Source organism: Saccharomonospora sp. CUA-673 (assembly GCF_001942305.1).
GTDB lineage: Bacteria > Actinomycetota > Actinomycetes > Mycobacteriales > Pseudonocardiaceae > Prauserella.
In genome coordinates, this window is sequence record NZ_MKKE01000011.1 from 24,293 (window position 1) to 41,384 (window position 17,092).

Below are 17,092 nucleotides of genomic sequence, written 5' to 3' on the forward strand. Positions count from 1 at the left end.
GCAAGGTTTTCGTTTCTTGGTTCCTGTTTGGGGGTTGGTTGCGCCCTGACTGCAGTGTGATGGTTCCGGTTTTAGGTCGACGGGATGACACTTCGGTGGTCGGTGTTTGGGGTGGGGTGGTGGGGTTACTTTGCGTGGGGTTCTTCGTCATGCTTGTGGGTGGTGTTTGTCGATCAATTGTTCGGTATAGTTGGTTGCGTGACAGGTGTTGAGGAGATTGTTTCGTCGGCTCGGTCGGTACTTGACCTGCGGGCCCGGGCTGATGCTGCTGAGGTGTCGTTTCTTGCTTCGCTGGACTCTGGGGCGTCGTCGGATTCGTTGGAGCGGCGGTCGTTGGCCGAGGCGTTGGCGCCTGAGCTTCGACTATCTCCGCAGGGTGTTCTTGATCGGATTCATACCGCGCTTGCTCTGACCTATCGGATGCCTCGATTGTTGCAGGCTATGCGAGAGGGGCAGGTGGATCGGTATTGCGCTGAGCGGGTGCTCAACGTGGTCGCGCCGATTTCCGATTCCGATGCACTTGAGGTTGACCGGCTGCTTGAGGAGAAGCTTTCTCGGCTTTCGTTGACGGCTTGGCAGCCTCGGAATATGGCGTGGCATGCTTCGCAGATCGTCAAGCAGGTCGACCCCGACGCCGAATCCGCCGCTGCTCGCACGGCTCATGAGGGGCGGAAGGTCACGCTCGATCACGGGGTCTACGCGCAGTCGCGCCTGTCGGCCGACCTGCCCTCCGACGTTGCCTCCGCCGCCTACGCGCGAGTCGATGCCATGGCGCGCAAGCTCCGACTGAACGACTCATCGCGGAATCTCGACCAGTTGCGCGCCAACGTGTTCGCCGACCTGCTCCTGGGCAACGATCCCGGCGTCCAGGTGCCGCAGTCGGCTGCGATGGTCTATCTCCACATGCCCATCGACACCGCACTGTCGATGTCCGAAACCGGGGCGTCCATCGACGGCATCGGACCAGTTCCCGCTCCTTACGCACGCGAGATCATGACCAACCCCAAGTCCGTCTGGCGGAAGGTGCTCTGCGATCCCGCCACCGGAAACCCCGTTGACCTCGGCCGATCCAGCTATCGTCCGAATTCGACGATCCGCAAGCTCGTCCAGGTGCGCGACCGGATGTGTGTCGTGCCCTGGTGCCGGCGGCCCGCTCGGCACTGCGACTTCGACCACCAACAGGAATGGTCCAAGGACGGCGGATCAACCTCCACCGACAATGCCGCACCCCGCTGCCGCCGACACCACCGGCTCAAGAACGCGCCCGGCTGGATCCACTCGTACGACCCACTCCACGGCACCTCATCGATCACCACGCCCCTCGGAGTCACCTACGACGCCAAACGCGAACCCGTCCTCGACCCACGATCGTCGAATCCCGACAAGCCCGCCGACAGCACCTCCGACTACGACCCGCCGCCGTTCTAATCGTTGAGCTTGACCAGGTCCAGGGCTGCTTCGGCCGCCCTGGTCACCTCGGGGGACTCCGCGCTTCCCTGGCCGCGCGGGGTCGCGAGCACCAGGCGCACCGTCGTGCCCTCCAGGTCGCTGACGTAGGCCGCGCCGGACCAGCCGGGTGCGGGTGGCGACCACCGGTTCGTCTCCGTCGCCAGATCGCCGACCGTGCCCGTGCCCGGCGTGTCGGCGACCTCCAGGAAGCGCTGCGCCGCCTGTCGATCCGTGAACGTCAACGCCGACACCGACACAGCGACGTTCGTACCGTCCACAGTGGTGTCGAAACTGCCGCGACGTAGACCCGTGCAACCACCGTCGGCCAACACCACACGCAGATCACCGACCGCATGCGTCGCACAGTCGTCCGTCAACTGCGCCGCGCGCTGCGTGAACTCCAACCCACCCGCACGCGTACGGATCGGCTCGTCCTCGTCGTCACCACCCAACAGCGAGAACGTGACGATCACGACCACGCCCACCACGAACGCACCGGCCGCCGACAGCCAACCCCACCACTGCCTCGGCAACCGCCGCCACCACGGCGGACGCTGCGGCGACGCCGTCGGGGTCGGAGCGGGCTGCGGGGGAGTGGCTTGACCGGCCTGCGGGGGCTGCGGTGCCGGAGAGGGAGCCGGCGCGGGGTGGGGCGGAGCCGACGCCGCAGCCGGCTGGGCAACCGGTGGCTGGGCTGGGGTCGGTTGCGCAGCGGTCGACGGGGCCGGGGAGGGCTGCGTCGGTGCCGCGGGTGCCGCCGCGGTCGGTGGCGTAGCTGGAGCTGGGGCGGGGGAGCGCGGTGCGGCTTGCGGCATGGGCGTCGACGGTGCGAGGGCCGGGGTCGCTACCTGTGACGCCGAGGGCGTCAACGGGGTCGTGGCCGGGGCGTCGTCGCTCGTCAGGCTGTCCAGCGCCTCGGTATCGGCGTCGTCCGTGAGCGGGTTGTCGGTACTCGTGTCCGCCTCGGGCTGGGGCGAGGGCTGAGGCTTGGGTGTCGGCTCCGGCTGGGGCGCGGGCTTTGGTGCCGGAGTCGAGGCCGGCGTCGTCGCATCGGTGCCGAAGCCTTCGGCGGTCAGTGCGTCGTCGTCGAGGTCGGTGTCGGGGGACAGGTCGGCGAGTACGGCGCGCGCCTGGGCGACGGTGCAGGGCTGCTGCGCGGTCGCCAACGACACCAGGGCCGCGAGCAGGCTGGTCGACGTCGGATAGACGATGCGCACGGTGCCGCCCAGTTCCTCGGGCGGCTGCTCGACGTGCTCCACGAACGGTCCGACGGCGATCACCGTGCCGACCGGCGTTCCGGGCGCGACAGTCCGGATGCGGGCGGCGACGCGATCGGCCAGGGCCACGGCTTCGTCCGACGGATTCGTCGAGTCGTCGCCGCGCACCAGCGGCCAGCCGTCGGCCTTCCACACGTCGCCGAGCGGCGCCTCGAGCCGGATGGCCGGATCGGGCAGGTCGACGCCCACCACGACGACGGCACCGTGGGGGGTCACGACGACGGCGTCGACCGCGACGTCCGAGTCCGGGGGCTGCACGCCGACCAGGCCGACCCCGTCGACCGACTGCTCGCCGCGGCTGAGGGCCGTCAACGCCGCACGGATGTCCGGCGAAATCTGCGCGGGCCGGGTCGAGAACCGCACAAGTCGCACCCCGCACACCTCCCCTGCGCCACCTCGCCGGTACCGGGCACCGGGAATCTACCGCGTGCCCCTCGGCGCCGGGTGCAGATGGCCCCGATTCGGCCCCGGGAACGCTGTGAAGTCTGGGGTGTGTGTGGCGCAGCGGGCGTATGCAGTGCAAAATGTGCAGGAGATAACTGATGCGGTGCTCATGTACCGGCCTGACGTGGTTCGCGAGGTCGTAGGGGAAGACGCCCCTCGTCGAACAAGCGGAGGTCAGCAGTGAGCACTCGTGGCGTTGTGTACGTCCACTCGTCGCCGTCTGCGGTGTGTCCGCACGTCGAGTGGGCGATGTCAGGCACGCTCGGAACGCGTGTCGAGTTGCGCTGGACAGCGCAGCCGGCCGCGCCCGGGCAATTGCGCGCGGAATGCGAATGGCGAGGTTCGGCCGGCACCGCGAGCAAGCTCGCAAGCGCGCTCAAGGCATGGCCGATGATCCGCTTCGAGATCACCGAGGAACCCAGCCCCGGCATCGACGGGCAACGGTTCTGCTACGCACCCGGCCTGGGCCTGTGGCACGCCCGGACCAGCGCCAACGGCGACATCGTGGTGCCCGAGGACCAACTGCGCACCCTCGTGGCCAAGAGCCGCGCCTCCGAACAGCTCGCCCACCGCATCGACGAACTGCTGGGCGCGGGCTGGGACGAGGCACTCGAACCGTTCCGGCACGCCGGCGACGGCGCACCGGTCACCTGGTTGCACCAGGTCGGCTGACCTCGACAGATCCACCGGAACGCCGCCGGCGCAGTATTCTGGACCGGTGCCGTCCACGACTCATCCGACCCGGCGCTGGCTGGTTCCGGTGCTGGTCGCGGTCGTGGCATTCACCCTCGGCGGCGGTCTCGTGGCCCGCGAGCTCTACCAGGAGCCGCAGTCGGCGTCCGATGCCGCGGCCGCGCAGACCTCCACCGCGCCGGCCTCACCGCAGCCCGAGGAGCAGCCGGGATCCTCGCGGGTGCAGATGGCCCCCGACGCCGCTGCCCACCCGGAGGCCGGTCCGGTGCGAGGAGTGCTGCAGAACTACTTCGACGCGATCAACGAACGCGACTACGACCGATGGGTCACGACGGTCGTCAGCGACCGCGCCGCCGTCCAACCCGAGGACGTGTGGCGCGCCAACTACCGCAGCACCCGCGACGGCAGCATCCGCGTCTACCGGATCGACCCCGCCCCCGAGGGCCAACTGACCGCCCTGGTCGGGTTCACCAGCGTCCAGAGCGCCGCGGACGCACCCGACGACCTGGCGTCCGACTGCATCCGCTGGCGACTTGCGTTCCCTCTCACCGACGAGGAGGGCGAATGGCGGATCGGGACGGTGCCACCCGGCACCGTCCCGGAACAGTCCCGCTGCTGAAACCGCGCTGCTGAAACCTTGCTGCCGAGACCTGCCGGTCAGGCCTGGGCGAACAGCAGGGCGGTGTTGTGCCCGCCGAATCCGAACGAGTTGCTGATCGCGGCGGAGAGCTCCATCTTGCGGGGCTCGCCTGCCACGACGTCCAGTTCGACCTTCGGGTCGAGCTCGCCGAGGTTGAGGGTGTGCGGCACGACGCCGTGGTGGATCGCCAGCAGCGTCGCGATGCCCTCGACCGCGCCGGCACCGCCGACGAGGTGGCCGAGCGCGCCCTTCGGGGCGGTCACGGCCGGGTGGTCACCGAGGGCCTTGCGGATGGCGGCGGCCTCGCCGACGTCGCCGACGACCGTCGAGGTGGCGTGGGCGTTGACGTGCCCCACGTCCTGCGGCGTCAGCCCGGCCTGGTCGATGGCCTCCCGCATGGCGGCGATCTGGCCGATTCCCTCGGGGTGGTTGCCCGTGATGTGGTAGCGTCCGAGGTGATGCCCGTGCCGGCCAGCCGGCCGTAGATGCGGGCGCCGCGCGCCCGCGCGTGGTCGGCGCGTTCCAGCACGAGCACGCCCGCGCCCTCGCCCAGCACGAAACCGTCCCGGTCGACGTCGAACGGCCGCGACGCGGCGGCCGGGTCGTCGTTGCGGGTCGACACGGTGCGCGCCTGCGCGAAGCCGGCGATCGTGATCGGCGCGATGCACGCCTCGGCGCCACCGGCCACCACGACGTCGGCCTTGCCGGAGCGGATCATGTCGAAGCCCTTGGCGATGCCCTCGGCGCCGGAGGCACAGGCCGACGCGGGCGAGTGCACTCCGGCGCGCGCCCGCAGCTCGATGCCGACGTGGGCGGCCGGGCCGTTGGGCATGAGCATCGGCACCGTCAGCGGGGACACCTTGCGCATCCCGTGCTGTTCCAGGTTGTCGTCCTGGTCGAGCAGGGTCACCGGGCCGCCGATACCGGTGCCGATCGACACCCCGAGGCGTTCGGGCTCGATGTCCTCACGCTCGTCGGTGGGAAGTTCGAACCCCGCGTCGGCCCACGCCTGCCAGGCCGCGATCAACGCGACCTGCTCGCAGCGGTCGAGCCGCCGCGCCTGGACCCGCGGGATCCGCTCGGTCGGCTCCTCGGCGAGGGACGCGCCGATCCGGACGGGGAGGTCGAAAGTGTCCACCCAGTCCGCCTCGATGGCGCGGATGCCGCTCCGCCCGGCAAGAAGTCCATCCCATGTGGACGTCACGTCCGGGCCGAGCGGCGTGGTCGCACCGATCCCGGTGATCACGACGTCGGTGTTGCTCATGTGGAGTCTCTCTCCCCGAGGTAGCCGGCCGAATGCGTTACTTGGAGTTCGCGGCGACGTAGTCCACGGCGTCGCCGACGGTCTTCAGGTTCGCGAGCTCGTCGTCCGGGATCTTGACGCCGAACTTGTCCTCGGCCTGGACGGCGATCTCGACCATGGACAGCGAGTCGATGTCCAGGTCGTCCACGAACGACTTCTCGCTGGTGACGTCGTCCTTCGCCACGCCGGCGACCTCTTCGACGATCTCGGCGAGACCGGTCAGCAGCTCCGCTTTGTCGGCCACTTCGATGTTCCTTTCGGTTGTGCGGATGGTTGGTTGCGACGAACTCTAACGACCCGGTGTCAACCGGCCGTCTTCGCCGACGTTAAGGACAGATGATGACTTGTCCCGCGTACGAGAGGCCGGCACCGAAGCCGACCGCCAGCACGACATCGCCCGTCGACACGGTTCCCGCTGCACGCATGTGATCGAGTGCGATCGGGATGGATGCCGAGGACGTGTTGCCCGAGTAGCGGATGTCGTCGGCGACCACCATGTCGTCGCGGGCGCCCTGGGCCCGCAGCCGTTTGGCGATCGCCTCGACGATCCGCAGATTCGCCTGATGCGGAATCAGGACATCCACATCGGACAGTTCCAGGCCCGCGCGGCGACGGCGTCGGCCGCGATCGGGGCGATCTGCGTCGTGGCCCAGCGGAACACCGACTGTCCCTCCTGGAACAGGTACTTGTGCTCGCGCATGTAGATCGTGTCGACGAGGTCGCCGGCGCTGCCCCAGGACACCGGTCCGATGCCGGGTTCGTCGGCAGCGCGACCAGCGCGGCGCCGGCGCCGTCGGCGAAGATGATCGCCGTCGACCGGTCGGTCGGGTCGACCACGTCGGTCAGCTTCTCGGCGCCGATCACCAGCACCTTGTCGGCCGACCCGCCGCGGATCAGGTCGGAGGCCAGCGCGAGGCCGTAGCAGAACCCGGCGCAGGCGGCGTTGATGTCGAACGCGCCCGCGGCCTGGACGCCGATGCGGTCGGCGACCTGTGCGGCGGCGTTCGGGATGGGGTCGAGCATCGTGCAGTTCGGCACGATCACCGTGTCCACCTCGGACGGGTCGACGCCCGCGTCGGCCAGTGCCTTCGAACCGGCGGTGACGGCCATGTCGACCAGTCGCTCGTCCTCGCCGGCGAACCGGCGCTCGATGATGCCGACGCGGTCGCGGATCCACTGGTCGTCGGTGTCCATGTGCTGGGCCAGCTCGTCGTTGGTGACGATCCGGTCCGGCTGCGTGCTGCCGACGCCCAGCACGCGCGTGGCGGCCGGTCCCTGGCGCAGGCTCAGGCGGGTCATGCGGCCGGGTCCACGTCGCCGAGGGTCTCCGGGGTCTTCACGGCCAGCGTCGAGGTGACGGTGCCCTTGAGCTCGCGCTTGACGAGGCCGGTGAGCGTGCCCGCCGGGGGCAGTTCGACGGTGGCCGTGACGCCGAGGTCGGCGAGGCCGCGCATGGTCAGGTCCCAGCGCACGGGCCGGGTGACCTGGCCGAGCAGCCGCTGGAGGTAGTCGGCGCCGCTCGTGACGACCGCACCGTCGGCGTTCGACAGCAGCGGCCGCACCGGGTCGGCGGGCGTGATGCCCGCGACGTGTGTGCGCAGCGCCTCCTCGGCGGGCGCCATGTAGCGGGTGTGGAACGCACCGGCGACCTGCAGCGGCCGCACCTTCGTGCCCTCCATCGGTTCGTTGACGATGTTCTCGACGGCCTGGGCCGAACCGGACGCGACGATCTGGCCGGCCCCGTTGCGGTTGGCGGCGTCGAGGCCGTGATCGGCGAGCCAGGCGACGACCTCCTCGGGGTCGCCGAGCATCACGGCGGCCATGCTGGAGGGCTCCAGCGCGCAGGCCTTCGCCATCTCGGCGCCGCGCACGGCAGCCAGGGAGACGGCGTCCTCGGGCGTGAGCACCCCGGCGATCGCGGCGGCGGCGAGTTCACCGACGGAGTGGCCGGCCACGGGCGCGTCGCTCGGCAGCTCGGGCAGGTACTCGGCGGCCAGCAGGGACGCGGCGACCGTCAGCGGCTGCGTGATCGCGGTGTCCCGGATCTCCTCGCGCCCGCCTCGGTGCCGAGGGCGACGAGGTCGAGACCGGTGGCCTCCGACCAGCGGTCCAGACGCGCGCGGGCGCCGTCGAGTTCGAGCCAGGGGGAGAGCATGCCAGGGCTCTGCGCGCCTGGCCGGGGCATAGAAGCGCGATCACGCCACCAGACAACATGGCCCGGCTCCGTGCCGGGATGCTGACGGGTCACGAAGTCGGGCCGCTGCGGTTGTGGGAATCCTACAAACCAGGTGCCCCCGTGCGCGATGTCCTGCGAGATCGGCTTGTCGGGTCCGCGCAGTGTCCGCCGCGAGGTGATCGTTGTCACCGCCGGCCGGGTGGGCGGCCGGGCTCACCACTGGCCGCGCGCGCGGGCGAGCCGGCCCGCCGCGAGCGCGATGCGCAGGACCAGTGCATCCCGGGGATCGGCGGCGTTGCGGCCGGTGAGCTCGGCGGCCTTCTTCAGGCGGTAGCGGACCGTGTTGGGGTGCACGAACAGCTGGCGCGCGCACATCTCCAGCACGCCGCCCACCTCGAGGTAGACCTCGACGGTCTCCAGCAGCGCGGCGCCGGCCCCGGTGAGCGGCCGGGCGATCTCCTCGATCAGCTGCCGTTCGGCCGCCGGGTCGCCGGCGAGGGCACGTTCGGGCAGCAGGTCGACCGAACGCACGGGGCGCGGGGCGTTCGGCCAGGCCACGACCGCGCGCATCGCCGAGAGCGCCTCGGCTGCGCTGAGGTGGGCCTCGGCGAGGCTGCCGACGGTGGGCCCGGCGACGATCGGCCCGTCCCCGAACGCCGTCGCCAGGGTGTCCAGCAGCGATCCGTCGCGGGCCTGGTCGTCGTCCGCGCCGCCGGCGACGACGACGAGCCGGGTGCCCTGCACGCCGAGCAGCACCGGACAGCGGCCCGCGCGGCGCGACTGCGCACCTCGAACACGACCGTCGGCGGGTCGTCGGACGGGGAGGTGCCGACGAGGACCGTCGCGCTGGCGGCCGGGTCCCAGCCGAGCGCGGCGGCGCGGGACAGCACGGATTCCTCGGCGTCGCCGCGGACGATGCCGTCGACGACGAGCGCCTCCAGGCGGGCGTCCCACGCGCCGCGGGCCTCGGCGGCCGCCGCGTACGAGCTGGCGGCCGCGAAGGCCACCTCCCGGCCGTAGCGCAGGATGCCTTCGACGAGCGCGGCGCGTTCGTCGTCGTCGGCCGCGAACGCGGGCAGCTGCTGTTCGAACACCTCGATGGCGAGTCGGACGAGGCTGACGGTCTGTCGGAGGCTGATCCACCGGGACAGGTCACGCGGCGCGCCGCGGAACGCCTCGGTGGTGAGTTCGAGCGCGTGCTCCGGGTTCCGCAGCCACCGGACGAAACCCGCGGCCCCGGTCTGGGCGATGAGCAGCACGCTGGCCCGCTGGTCGGCGGGCATCCGGCCGAACCACGAGAGCTCGTCCTCCATCGCGGCCACGCTCGCGGTCGCGAGGCGTCCGGAGGCACGCTCGAGGTCACGCAGCGTCTTCGCGGAGACGGATGTGGTGGATCTGGTCATTTGTCGGCGATCCTACGTCGCCCGCCCTGTGACCGGGGCCGGAAACCGCCCGCGACCCGACGGGGACGTGGTGCGGGGGCGGGTCCGCACACGAAAGCGCCCGGCGCTGCGAGTGATCGCTGCGCCGGGCGTTTTCGTTCTCCCCGGTCCCCACCGGTGATTCCACTATGGACCCCGTAGATCATGTCTGACCAGGGGTTTCACCCGTTCGTGGACAATGCTCACGCGAACGGAAAACAACCCCCGTCCGCCGTGCACGCTGCGTGTCCGGCGGACGGGATGCGGGTCAGGCGACGCCCGAGTCGGACGTCTGCGGACCGGCGGCCCCGACGTCGTCGATCCGGTACTGCTGCGCCGCACGGGCGACGGTCTCCTGGTCGACCTTGCCCTGCCTGGCCAGCGCCGTGAGGACACCCACCGTGATCGACTCGGCGTCGACCAGGAAGTGCCGCCGCGCCGCGGGACGCGTGTCGGAGAACCCGAAACCGTCGGTGCCGAGCGTGAGCATGTCGCCGGGAACCCACGGGCGGACGAGGTCCGGAACGGCGCGCATCCAGTCCGACACGGCCACGAACGGACCGTCGGCCCCCTGCAGCGCCTGCGTCACGTACGGCACGCGCGGCTCGTCGGCCGGGTACAGGAAGTTGTCCCGGTCGACCTCGACGGCCTCGCGGCGCAGCTCCGTCCACGACGTCGCCGACCACACGGCCGCGCGCACGCCCCACTCGTCGAGCAGCATCTGCTGGGCCCGCAGCGAGTCCGGCATGGTCACGCCGGACACCAGGATCTGCGCCTCCGGACCGTCGCCCGCGGGCGCTTCGGCGTAGCGGTACAGACCCTTCAGCAGGCCGTCGACGTCGAGGTTCTCCGGCTCGGCCGGCTGCTGGTACGGCTCGTTGTAGACCGTCATGTAGTAGAAGACGTTCTCGCCGTTGCCGTCCGGCCCGGTCTCGCCGTACATGCGTCGCAGGCCGTCCCGGACGATGTGGGCGATCTCGAACGACCACGCCGGGTCGTAGGTCACGGCCGACGGGTTCGTGGCCGCGAGCAGGATCGAGTGCCCGTCCGCGTGCTGCAGGCCCTCACCGGTGAGCGTCGTGCGCCCGGCGGTGGCGCCGAGCACGAAGCCGCGGGCCATCTGGTCGGCCGCGGCGTAGAGCCCGTCGCCGGTGCGCTGGAACCCGAACATCGAGTAGAAGATGTAGATCGGGATCATCGGCTCGCCGTGCGTGGCGTACGACGTGCCGACGGCGGTGAACGACGCCGTCGAACCGGCCTCGTTGATGCCCTCGTGCAGCAGCTGGCCCTGTTCGGACTCCTTGTAGGCCAGCATCAGCTGCGCGTCGACCGACGTGTAGGTCTGCCCGTGCGGGTTGTAGATCTTGTTCGTCGGGAACATCGAGTCGAGCCCGAAGGTGCGCGCCTCGTCGGGGATGATCGGCACGATCCGCTGGCCGAGCTCGGCGTCCTTGGCCAGCTCGCGCACGAGCCGCACGAACGCCATCGTCGTGGCGACCTCCTGCTTGCCCGAGCCCTTGCGGATCGTGTCGTAGACCTTGTCGCCGGGCAGCACGAGCGGCTTGGCGCGCGTCGGGCGGCGTTCGGGCACGTATCCGCCGAGCGTCTTGCGGCGCCCCTGCATGTACTCGATCTCGGGGGAGTTCTCGCCCGGGTGGTAGTACGGGGGGAGCGTCGGGTCGCGCTCGAGTTCCTCGTCGCTGATCGGGATGCGCTGGGAGTCGCGGAACAGCTTGAGGTCCTCGAGGGTCAGCTTCTTCATCTGGTGCGTGGCGTTGCGACCCTCGAACGCCGGGCCCAGGCCGTAACCCTTGATCGTGTGCGCCAGGATCACGGTCGGCTGACCGTGGTGCTCCATCGCAGCCTTGTAGGCCGCGTACACCTTGCGGTAGTCGTGCCCGCCCCGCTTGAGGTTCCAGATGTCGGTGTCGGACAGGTCCTTGACCAGTTCCTTCGTGCGCGGGTCACGTCCGAAGAAGTGCTCGCGGACGTAGGCGCCGTCGTTGGCCTTGTACGTCTGGAAGTCCCCGTCCGGGGTGACGTTCATGAGGTTGACCAGGGCGCCGTCGCGGTCGCCGTGCAGGAGGCTGTCCCACTCCCGGCCCCAGACAACCTTGACGACGTTCCAGCCTGCGCCGCGGAAGTAGGCCTCGAGCTCCTGGATGATCTTGCCGTTGCCGCGGACCGGTCCGTCGAGGCGCTGCAGGTTGCAGTTGATGACGAACGTGAGGTTGTCGAGTCCCTCGCCCGCCGCGACGTGGATGAGCCCACGCGATTCCGGCTCGTCCATCTCGCCGTCGCCGAGGAAGGCCCACACGTGCTGGTCGCTGGTGTCCTTGATGCCGCGGGCCTGCAGGTAGCGGTTGAACCGCGCCTGGTAGACGGCGTTCATCGGGCCCAGGCCCATCGACACCGTCGGGTACTCCCAGAACTCGGGCATCAGCCGCGGGTGCGGGTACGACGGCAGGCCGCCGCCCTCACCGGCGTGCGAGTACTCCTGGCGGAAGCCGTCCATCTGGTCGGCCGACAGACGGCCTTCGAGGAACGCGCGGGCGTAGATGCCGGGGGAGGCGTGACCCTGGATGAAGACGTGGTCGCCGCCGCCGGAGTGGTCCTTGCCGCGGAAGAAGTGGTTGAAGCCCACCTCGTACAACGCCGACGCCGAGGCGTAGGTGGAGATGTGCCCGCCGACGCCGACGCCGGGGCGCTGCGCACGGTGCACCATGACCGCGGCGTTCCACCGGATGTAGGCGCGGTAGCGGCGTTCGATCTCCTCGTCGCCGGGGAACCACGGTTCGTTCTCCGTGGGGATCGAGTTGACGTAGTCGGTCGTCGTCAGCGGCGCGACGCCGACGTTGCGCTCACGTGCGCGCTCCAGGACCCGCAGCAGCAGGTACCGGGCGCGCTGCTGGCCGCCGGTGGCGAGTGCTGCGTCGAAGGAGTCGAGCCATTCGGCCGTCTCCTCCGGGTCGATGTCGGGCAGGTGGGCCGCCAGGCCGTTGCGGATCACGTGTACGCGAGCCGGGGCTCCCTGGCCGGTGCTGTCGCTGCCGGCCTTGTCGTTCTGCGGGGCCAAGGGATCTCCTCGCCGAGTCGTCGCTGTCTGTCGGAAGGGCTGGTCTGTCGCTCTGGTCTGTTCGGCTGGTGTGTCAGCCGGTTGCTGCGGTCGTGCCGCCGCACCCGGCCTTTCCGCGCGGTTGTGGCGCGGCCGCCTGCCGAGTGGGTGGTGACCTTCTCGTGAGCCCATCGTCGTCGCATCGACGGTGCGGTGTCATCGCTACTCGGCGGTAACGTGCCATCGGTGTCGTGCGCGGCGAACGGCCCAGGTCAGCCCGGGGTTCCGGGTGCCTGCTCCCACCCTAGACCCGATCGTCGCGGATGCGACGTTCGATCCGGTTCTATACCTGTCTAACGCGCGCGCGTGCGCGCGCGACGCGGCTGTGACCGGGGCATTCGCTGTGCGATGCTGGGCACAAGCGAACGGGTGTTCCGGTGTGGACGGTTGCGTACGGGCCGTCATCAGTGTTCGCTGAACGCATCCGTGTAAGCAGTGCGAGTACCGAACACGGCTCGCACACCGTTGTTCGTTGGAGGAGTGAAGTCGTGGTCGCCGCGGGAGACGCTGATCAGCACGGCGTCGCCGAGAGGCTTGGCATCAAGCCGGACATGGTGGTCCAGGAGATCGGCTGGGACGAGGACGTCGACGACGACCTGCGCGCGGCCATCGAGTCGCATACCGGCACGGAGCTGCTCGACGAGGACGCGGACGAGGTGATCGACGTGGTTCTGCTGTGGTGGCGGGACGGCGACGGGGACCTCGGGGACGCGCTCGTCGACGCGCGAAGTCCGCTCGACGAGGAAGGCGTCGTGTGGGTGCTCACCCCGAAGACCGGGCAGCCTGGACACGTCGAACCGAGCGAGATCGCCGAGGCCGTGCCGACCGTCGGACTGTCGCAGACCTCCAACCTGTCGGTGGGTGACGACTGGACGGCCACCCGGCTGGTTCCGCGGTCGACGTCGCGTCGCTGAGATCACCGCCGGGCCGACCGCCGGTCGCGTGCGTGCGCGCTAGGGTGGACGGGCACACGCGGTTCCGCCGGTGTTCGGCGGGCCGGAAAGAGCACGCGAGAGGGAGCTCTGTATGGCGGTCGAGGTCGGTTCCGAAGCCCCGGACTTCACGCTGAATGACTACAACAAGCAGGAAGTCACCCTGTCGTCGTACCGCGGGGACAAGCCGGTGCTGCTCGTGTTCTACCCGTTCGCGTTCAGCGGCATCTGCCAGGGCGAGCTCTGCCAGCTGCGCGACGAGTTCGCAGACTACGAGGGCGAGGGCGTCCAGATCCTCGGCGTCTCGGTGGACACGCCGTTCTCGCTGAAGGCGTGGGCCGAGCAGCAGGGTTACCAGTTCCCGCTGCTGTCGGACTTCTGGCCGCACGGCGAGGTCGCGAAGAAGTACGGCGTCTTCAACGACCAGGCGGGCCTGGCCGTGCGCGGCACCTTCCTGATCGACAAGGAAGGCGTCGTCAAGTACGCCGAGGTCAACCAGCCCGGCGAGGCGCGCGACCAGGAAGCCTGGAAGAAGGCTGTCGCACAGCTCGGCTGAGGCCGAGGCACCACCCGGACCCGCCACCGACGCGTGGCGAGTCCGGTCCAGGGCGCATAGCTCAGCGGAAGAGCACTTGCCTTACAAGCAAGGGGTCGCTGGTTCGAACCCAGCTGCGCCCACCCCTATTCACGCAGTTCAGAGGATGTTTTCTCCGAGCCCTGGATGGCCTGTGCCAGATCCGTGCCAGATAGCAAGCGCGCGACACGCCGTAAGTGCGCACGTTGGGGTGAGGTTCCCGAACAACGTGTAACCTCTGTGCCACAACGGAACACCGAGCACGCTAGCCCCCAGGGTTATCCGCCCAGCCGACACGGCAGGGCGCCGACACGGCTTACGGATAGATGCGAGGGCGAACGGGAACCCGCCGTCGGACGCGCAACAGGCTTGCGTAGGACGACTAGCGGAAGGCGACACGCCGAACCGAGCAGAGCTGGCCAGACAGGACGGTCATCTCTCCTTGGCTCGGCGTTCGTGGTCTTCCGAAGGAGTTCCTGCGATGGCCACTCGCGTCGCTATCCCGAACCGTCAAGATCGCCGGAGTGCTACCTACAGCCCCAAGCGCTACGCATCACTCCAGGCAGGGTCTGACTATCTCGACGTCACCGTCAAGTCCCTGCGGAACTGGATCGCACAGGGCCGGATCACCGGATACCGCGTCGGTCGGCATATCAAGGTCGACCTGAACGAGCTCGACGCGTTCGCGGAGCCAATCCCCACGGCCGGTGATGCCGCGTGAGGCAGGCTATGAAGCGCCCCGGCGTCGTGGACGTCGACGCCGGGGCGGGAAAGAGCGACCAGCATGGCAACCGGATCGCCGACAGCGTAGCGCGTCCTGCTGACATCGCGATGTACCGCCGGCGCCGCGCCCTACGACGTAGCTGCCGACGAGCCGAGCAACACCTACGCGCCGCCGGACTGTGGGGCGTCCTGTCCGCACGAGTACTCGACGACCTCGAGGCGGACGCGTCATGAGCGACGTGGTGACCCTCGACAGGGCCGAGTACACGCAGCTCGTCGCCGACGCGGAAGCGTGGCGCGCGGTGACCCGCTCGCCGCACGTGATGGACCTGCTCGGCGAGTGGCGCGAATGGCGCCTCCGCCGCGACATGTCCGCCTCGACCGCGTGCATGGCCTCGCTCGAGAACTGGCGCGCGGTCGCATCCGCGCCCACCTATGCCGAGCTCGAACGCCGCCGACGCGGCCGTCCACGGCCGTCGCTGCGGTGCGACCACAAGCTGTGCACCGCAGACGGCAACCCCCATCGTTCCCCGCAAACTGGAGCGCAGATCGTGCTGTGTGCCGAGCACTCCCACCTCGCCGTGCCCGAGTCCGTCCCGGCCGGCCTGGCGGTGGTCGCGTGAGCATTACTGACGTGCGGACACCGCCGCCCGAGATCGCCGTCGACGAGCACGACGTCGACGAGGCCCCGGTCGACCGGGTCGTGCCGTTCCCGACGCTGACGTCGGAGGCGTTGCACGGCACGGCCGGGCAGATCGTGGAGTCGGTCGTGCCGCACTCCGAAGCGCACCCCGCGGCCGTGCTGGCCACGCTGCTCGCCCGGTTCGGGGCCGTCGTGGGCCGGGAGCCGCACGTACGGGCCGACAACCGTACCCACCCGGCGCGGGTGTGCCCGCTGATCGTGGGCAAGACCAGCACCGGCGCGAAGGGCACGTCGGCCGGCGTTGTCGATGCCCTGTTCGACGCCGCCAAGTTCGCCGACCCTGGCGGCGTGCCGAAGGTCGGCGGCCTGTCATCCGGGGAAGGCCTAATCGACCTGGTACGCGACGGCACCGGCGACGGACCCGACGGCGACGAGGGCGTCGCCGACAAGCGGGTATACATCGAAGAACCGGAGTTCGCCGGCACGTTGTCAGTTATGGAACGGAACGGGTCGATCCTGCCCCGCGTGCTGCGCGAGGCATGGGACGGCGGAGTGCTGCGCACCCTGACCCGAAGCTCGCCGCTGGCCGCGACCGGCGCACATATCGTCATCGTCGGGCACGCCACCCCGGGCGAGCTGAAATCGCGTCTCACTGAGGCCCAACTCGCCGGCGGCACCATGAACCGGTTCCTACCGATCGCCTCCCGCCGCACGAAGCTGTGCCCCGACGGCGGAAACATCCCCGAGCCGGTCGTCGGCGAGGTCGCCGACATCCTGGCCGACCGGGCGGCCCTCGGCCGGAAGATTGGCGAGGTCAAGCGGACCGCGGCCGCCGATGAGCTGTGGCGCGACCAGTACGGGCACGTCCGCCGCGAACGGCCCGACGGTGCGGTCGCGAAGTTCCTGTCGCGCGCGGTGCCGCAGGTTCTGCGACTCTCGCTCGCCTACGCCCTCCTCGACGGGCACCACGAGGTCGACGAGCAGCACCTGCGCGCCGCGCTCGCACTCTGGGACTACGCCAGCGCCTCGGCCGAGTGGCTATTCGGCACCGAACCCGACAACAGAGTGCAGGACGGGCTCGTCGAGTTCATCGCCGCCGCCGGCGCCGCCGGCCGATCCAAGACCGACATTGCAAACGGGCACTTCGGCAAGAACCGGAAGGGGCACGAGATCGACGCCGTACTACGGCCCCTCCTCGCCGACGGCCGCGTGCGCCAAGAGGAGCGGAAACCACAGCGCGGCCGACCGTCCACCCGCTACTACTCCACAACGGACCCACGGAATTAACGGACTTACGGACAAACGCCATGACCAGCGAAAACGCCACGGACTTAATCCGAAGGTCCGTACACCCACGGAGAAAACAACCCAGCAAAACACCAGGTCACAGGCTTAATCCGTAAATCCGTTAAATCCGTAGAACCCCAACGAGAGGACCGAACCGACATGGTGATGCACCACCCCGAGCACGGGCCGTTACTCGACGCCGACGATATGGCCGCCCTACTCGGCGTCCCCGCCAAGTGGATCCGCGAACACACTCGAACGAGCGGGCCCAGCGTCCAGCTCCCGCGGGAATGGGTCGAACGTGGACAGTCACGCGCCGACATCTACCGCCAGGCCACCGGCCGCGACGACATGGCCGGCGCGCTCGAGTTCTGGCGTAGGCAGTCGGACAAGCGCGACACCGCGGAGACGTGAA

Annotated in this window: 15 protein-coding genes, 1 tRNA gene and 3 pseudogenes; 11 read left to right on the top strand and 8 right to left on the bottom strand. The window is 69.8% G+C overall.

Features of this window, described 5'->3' with window-relative positions; all coding sequences use genetic code 11:
- The first annotated feature begins 84 nt into the window (after positions 1 to 84).
- Entirely contained in the window at positions 85 to 1,428 is a 1,344-nt protein-coding gene (locus BJF85_RS06205) for an HNH endonuclease signature motif containing protein (RefSeq protein ID WP_083666003.1), read from the top strand.
- Here the strand turns inward: BJF85_RS06205 and BJF85_RS06210 are convergent.
- A complete protein-coding gene (locus BJF85_RS06210; protein WP_075846141.1) occupies positions 1,425 to 3,098 on the bottom strand; it encodes a hypothetical protein in 1,674 nt (557 codons plus the stop codon). The genes BJF85_RS06205 and BJF85_RS06210 overlap by 4 nt on opposite strands.
- Before the next feature lie 252 nt (positions 3,099 to 3,350).
- Between BJF85_RS06210 and BJF85_RS06215 the strand changes: the two genes are divergently transcribed.
- Complete coding sequence (locus BJF85_RS06215) at positions 3,351 to 3,842, top strand: DUF3145 domain-containing protein (protein WP_075846142.1); 492 nt, start codon at positions 3,351 to 3,353, stop codon at positions 3,840 to 3,842.
- A 46-nt stretch (positions 3,843 to 3,888) separates the two neighbouring features.
- Positions 3,889 to 4,482, top strand: a complete 594-nt coding sequence (locus BJF85_RS06220) for a hypothetical protein (protein WP_075846143.1) — start codon at positions 3,889 to 3,891, stop codon at positions 4,480 to 4,482.
- A 38-nt stretch (positions 4,483 to 4,520) separates the two neighbouring features.
- Here BJF85_RS06220 and BJF85_RS06225 read toward each other — a convergent pair.
- The 7 genes and pseudogenes from BJF85_RS06225 to aceE form a co-directional block, all read right to left on the bottom strand.
- Positions 4,521 to 5,767, bottom strand: a pseudogene (locus BJF85_RS06225) (beta-ketoacyl synthase).
- Between the two features lie 37 nt (positions 5,768 to 5,804).
- The gene (locus BJF85_RS06230; protein ID WP_030533210.1) at positions 5,805 to 6,050 is read right to left on the bottom strand and encodes an acyl carrier protein; all 246 of its coding nucleotides are present in this window, start codon (positions 6,048 to 6,050) and stop codon (positions 5,805 to 5,807) included.
- Between the two features lie 82 nt (positions 6,051 to 6,132).
- Positions 6,133 to 7,105, bottom strand: a pseudogene (locus BJF85_RS06235) (beta-ketoacyl-ACP synthase III).
- Positions 7,102 to 7,761, bottom strand: coding sequence for an ACP S-malonyltransferase (locus BJF85_RS06240; protein ID WP_369822098.1), 660 nt, complete (start codon positions 7,759 to 7,761; stop codon positions 7,102 to 7,104). Before BJF85_RS06240 ends, BJF85_RS06235 begins: the two are co-directional and overlap by 4 nt.
- Positions 7,762 to 7,820: 59 nt before the next feature.
- Positions 7,821 to 7,961 carry a hypothetical protein gene (locus tag BJF85_RS31170; RefSeq protein ID WP_369822100.1) on the bottom strand — a complete coding sequence of 47 codons (141 nt, stop codon included), beginning with the start codon at positions 7,959 to 7,961 and terminating at the stop codon, positions 7,821 to 7,823.
- A gap of 234 nt (positions 7,962 to 8,195) precedes the next feature.
- Positions 8,196 to 9,385, bottom strand: a pseudogene (locus tag BJF85_RS06245) (PucR family transcriptional regulator).
- 286 nt (positions 9,386 to 9,671) lie between these two features.
- Positions 9,672 to 12,479 (bottom strand): pyruvate dehydrogenase (acetyl-transferring), homodimeric type, encoded by a 2,808-nt coding sequence (aceE, locus tag BJF85_RS06250; protein WP_075846144.1) that lies wholly within the window; start codon positions 12,477 to 12,479, stop codon positions 9,672 to 9,674.
- A 527-nt stretch (positions 12,480 to 13,006) separates the two neighbouring features.
- On the opposite strand from aceE, the gene BJF85_RS06255 reads away from it, so the two are divergent.
- From BJF85_RS06255 to BJF85_RS06285, 8 genes are all read left to right on the top strand, one after another.
- Complete coding sequence (locus BJF85_RS06255; RefSeq protein ID WP_075846145.1) at positions 13,007 to 13,432, top strand: DUF3052 domain-containing protein; 426 nt, start codon at positions 13,007 to 13,009, stop codon at positions 13,430 to 13,432.
- A 112-nt stretch (positions 13,433 to 13,544) separates the two neighbouring features.
- Entirely contained in the window at positions 13,545 to 14,006 is a 462-nt protein-coding gene (locus BJF85_RS06260) for a peroxiredoxin (RefSeq protein ID WP_075846146.1), read from the top strand.
- Between the two features lie 50 nt (positions 14,007 to 14,056).
- Positions 14,057 to 14,128 (top strand) — tRNA-Val (locus tag BJF85_RS06265).
- Positions 14,129 to 14,505: 377 nt separating this feature from the next.
- Positions 14,506 to 14,745: a helix-turn-helix domain-containing protein gene (locus tag BJF85_RS06270; protein WP_075846147.1), complete on the top strand. Its 240-nt coding sequence runs from the start codon at positions 14,506 to 14,508 to the stop codon at positions 14,743 to 14,745.
- An 8-nt stretch (positions 14,746 to 14,753) separates the two neighbouring features.
- Positions 14,754 to 14,981, top strand: a complete 228-nt coding sequence (locus BJF85_RS27140; protein WP_158056799.1) for a hypothetical protein — start codon at positions 14,754 to 14,756, stop codon at positions 14,979 to 14,981.
- Positions 14,978 to 15,370, top strand: coding sequence for a hypothetical protein (locus tag BJF85_RS27865; protein WP_075846148.1), 393 nt, complete (start codon positions 14,978 to 14,980; stop codon positions 15,368 to 15,370). Before BJF85_RS27140 ends, BJF85_RS27865 begins: the two co-directional genes overlap by 4 nt.
- Positions 15,367 to 16,677 (top strand): DUF3987 domain-containing protein, encoded by a 1,311-nt coding sequence (locus BJF85_RS06280; protein ID WP_158056801.1) that lies wholly within the window; start codon positions 15,367 to 15,369, stop codon positions 16,675 to 16,677. The genes BJF85_RS27865 and BJF85_RS06280 overlap by 4 nt, the downstream gene beginning before the upstream one ends.
- A 159-nt stretch (positions 16,678 to 16,836) precedes the next feature.
- Complete coding sequence (locus BJF85_RS06285; protein ID WP_075846150.1) at positions 16,837 to 17,091, top strand: hypothetical protein; 255 nt, start codon at positions 16,837 to 16,839, stop codon at positions 17,089 to 17,091.
- Position 17,092: the final 1 nt, after the last annotated feature.

Bases quoted from the DNA above. Each gene is read 5' to 3' on its own strand.
- BJF85_RS31170 (WP_369822100.1), bottom strand. From the start codon at position 7,961: ATGCTCTCCCCCTGGCTCGAACTCGACGGCGCCCGCGCGCGTCTGGAC.
- BJF85_RS06285 (WP_075846150.1), top strand. From the start codon at position 16,837: ATGGTGATGCACCACCCCGAGCACGGGCCGTTACTCGACGCCGACGAT.
- BJF85_RS06205 (WP_083666003.1), top strand. From the start codon at position 85: ATGACACTTCGGTGGTCGGTGTTTGGGGTGGGGTGGTGGGGTTACTTT.
- BJF85_RS27865 (WP_075846148.1), top strand. From the start codon at position 14,978: ATGAGCGACGTGGTGACCCTCGACAGGGCCGAGTACACGCAGCTCGTC.
- BJF85_RS27140 (WP_158056799.1), top strand. From the start codon at position 14,754: ATGAAGCGCCCCGGCGTCGTGGACGTCGACGCCGGGGCGGGAAAGAGC.
- BJF85_RS06260 (WP_075846146.1), top strand. From the start codon at position 13,545: ATGGCGGTCGAGGTCGGTTCCGAAGCCCCGGACTTCACGCTGAATGAC.
- BJF85_RS06270 (WP_075846147.1), top strand. From the start codon at position 14,506: ATGGCCACTCGCGTCGCTATCCCGAACCGTCAAGATCGCCGGAGTGCT.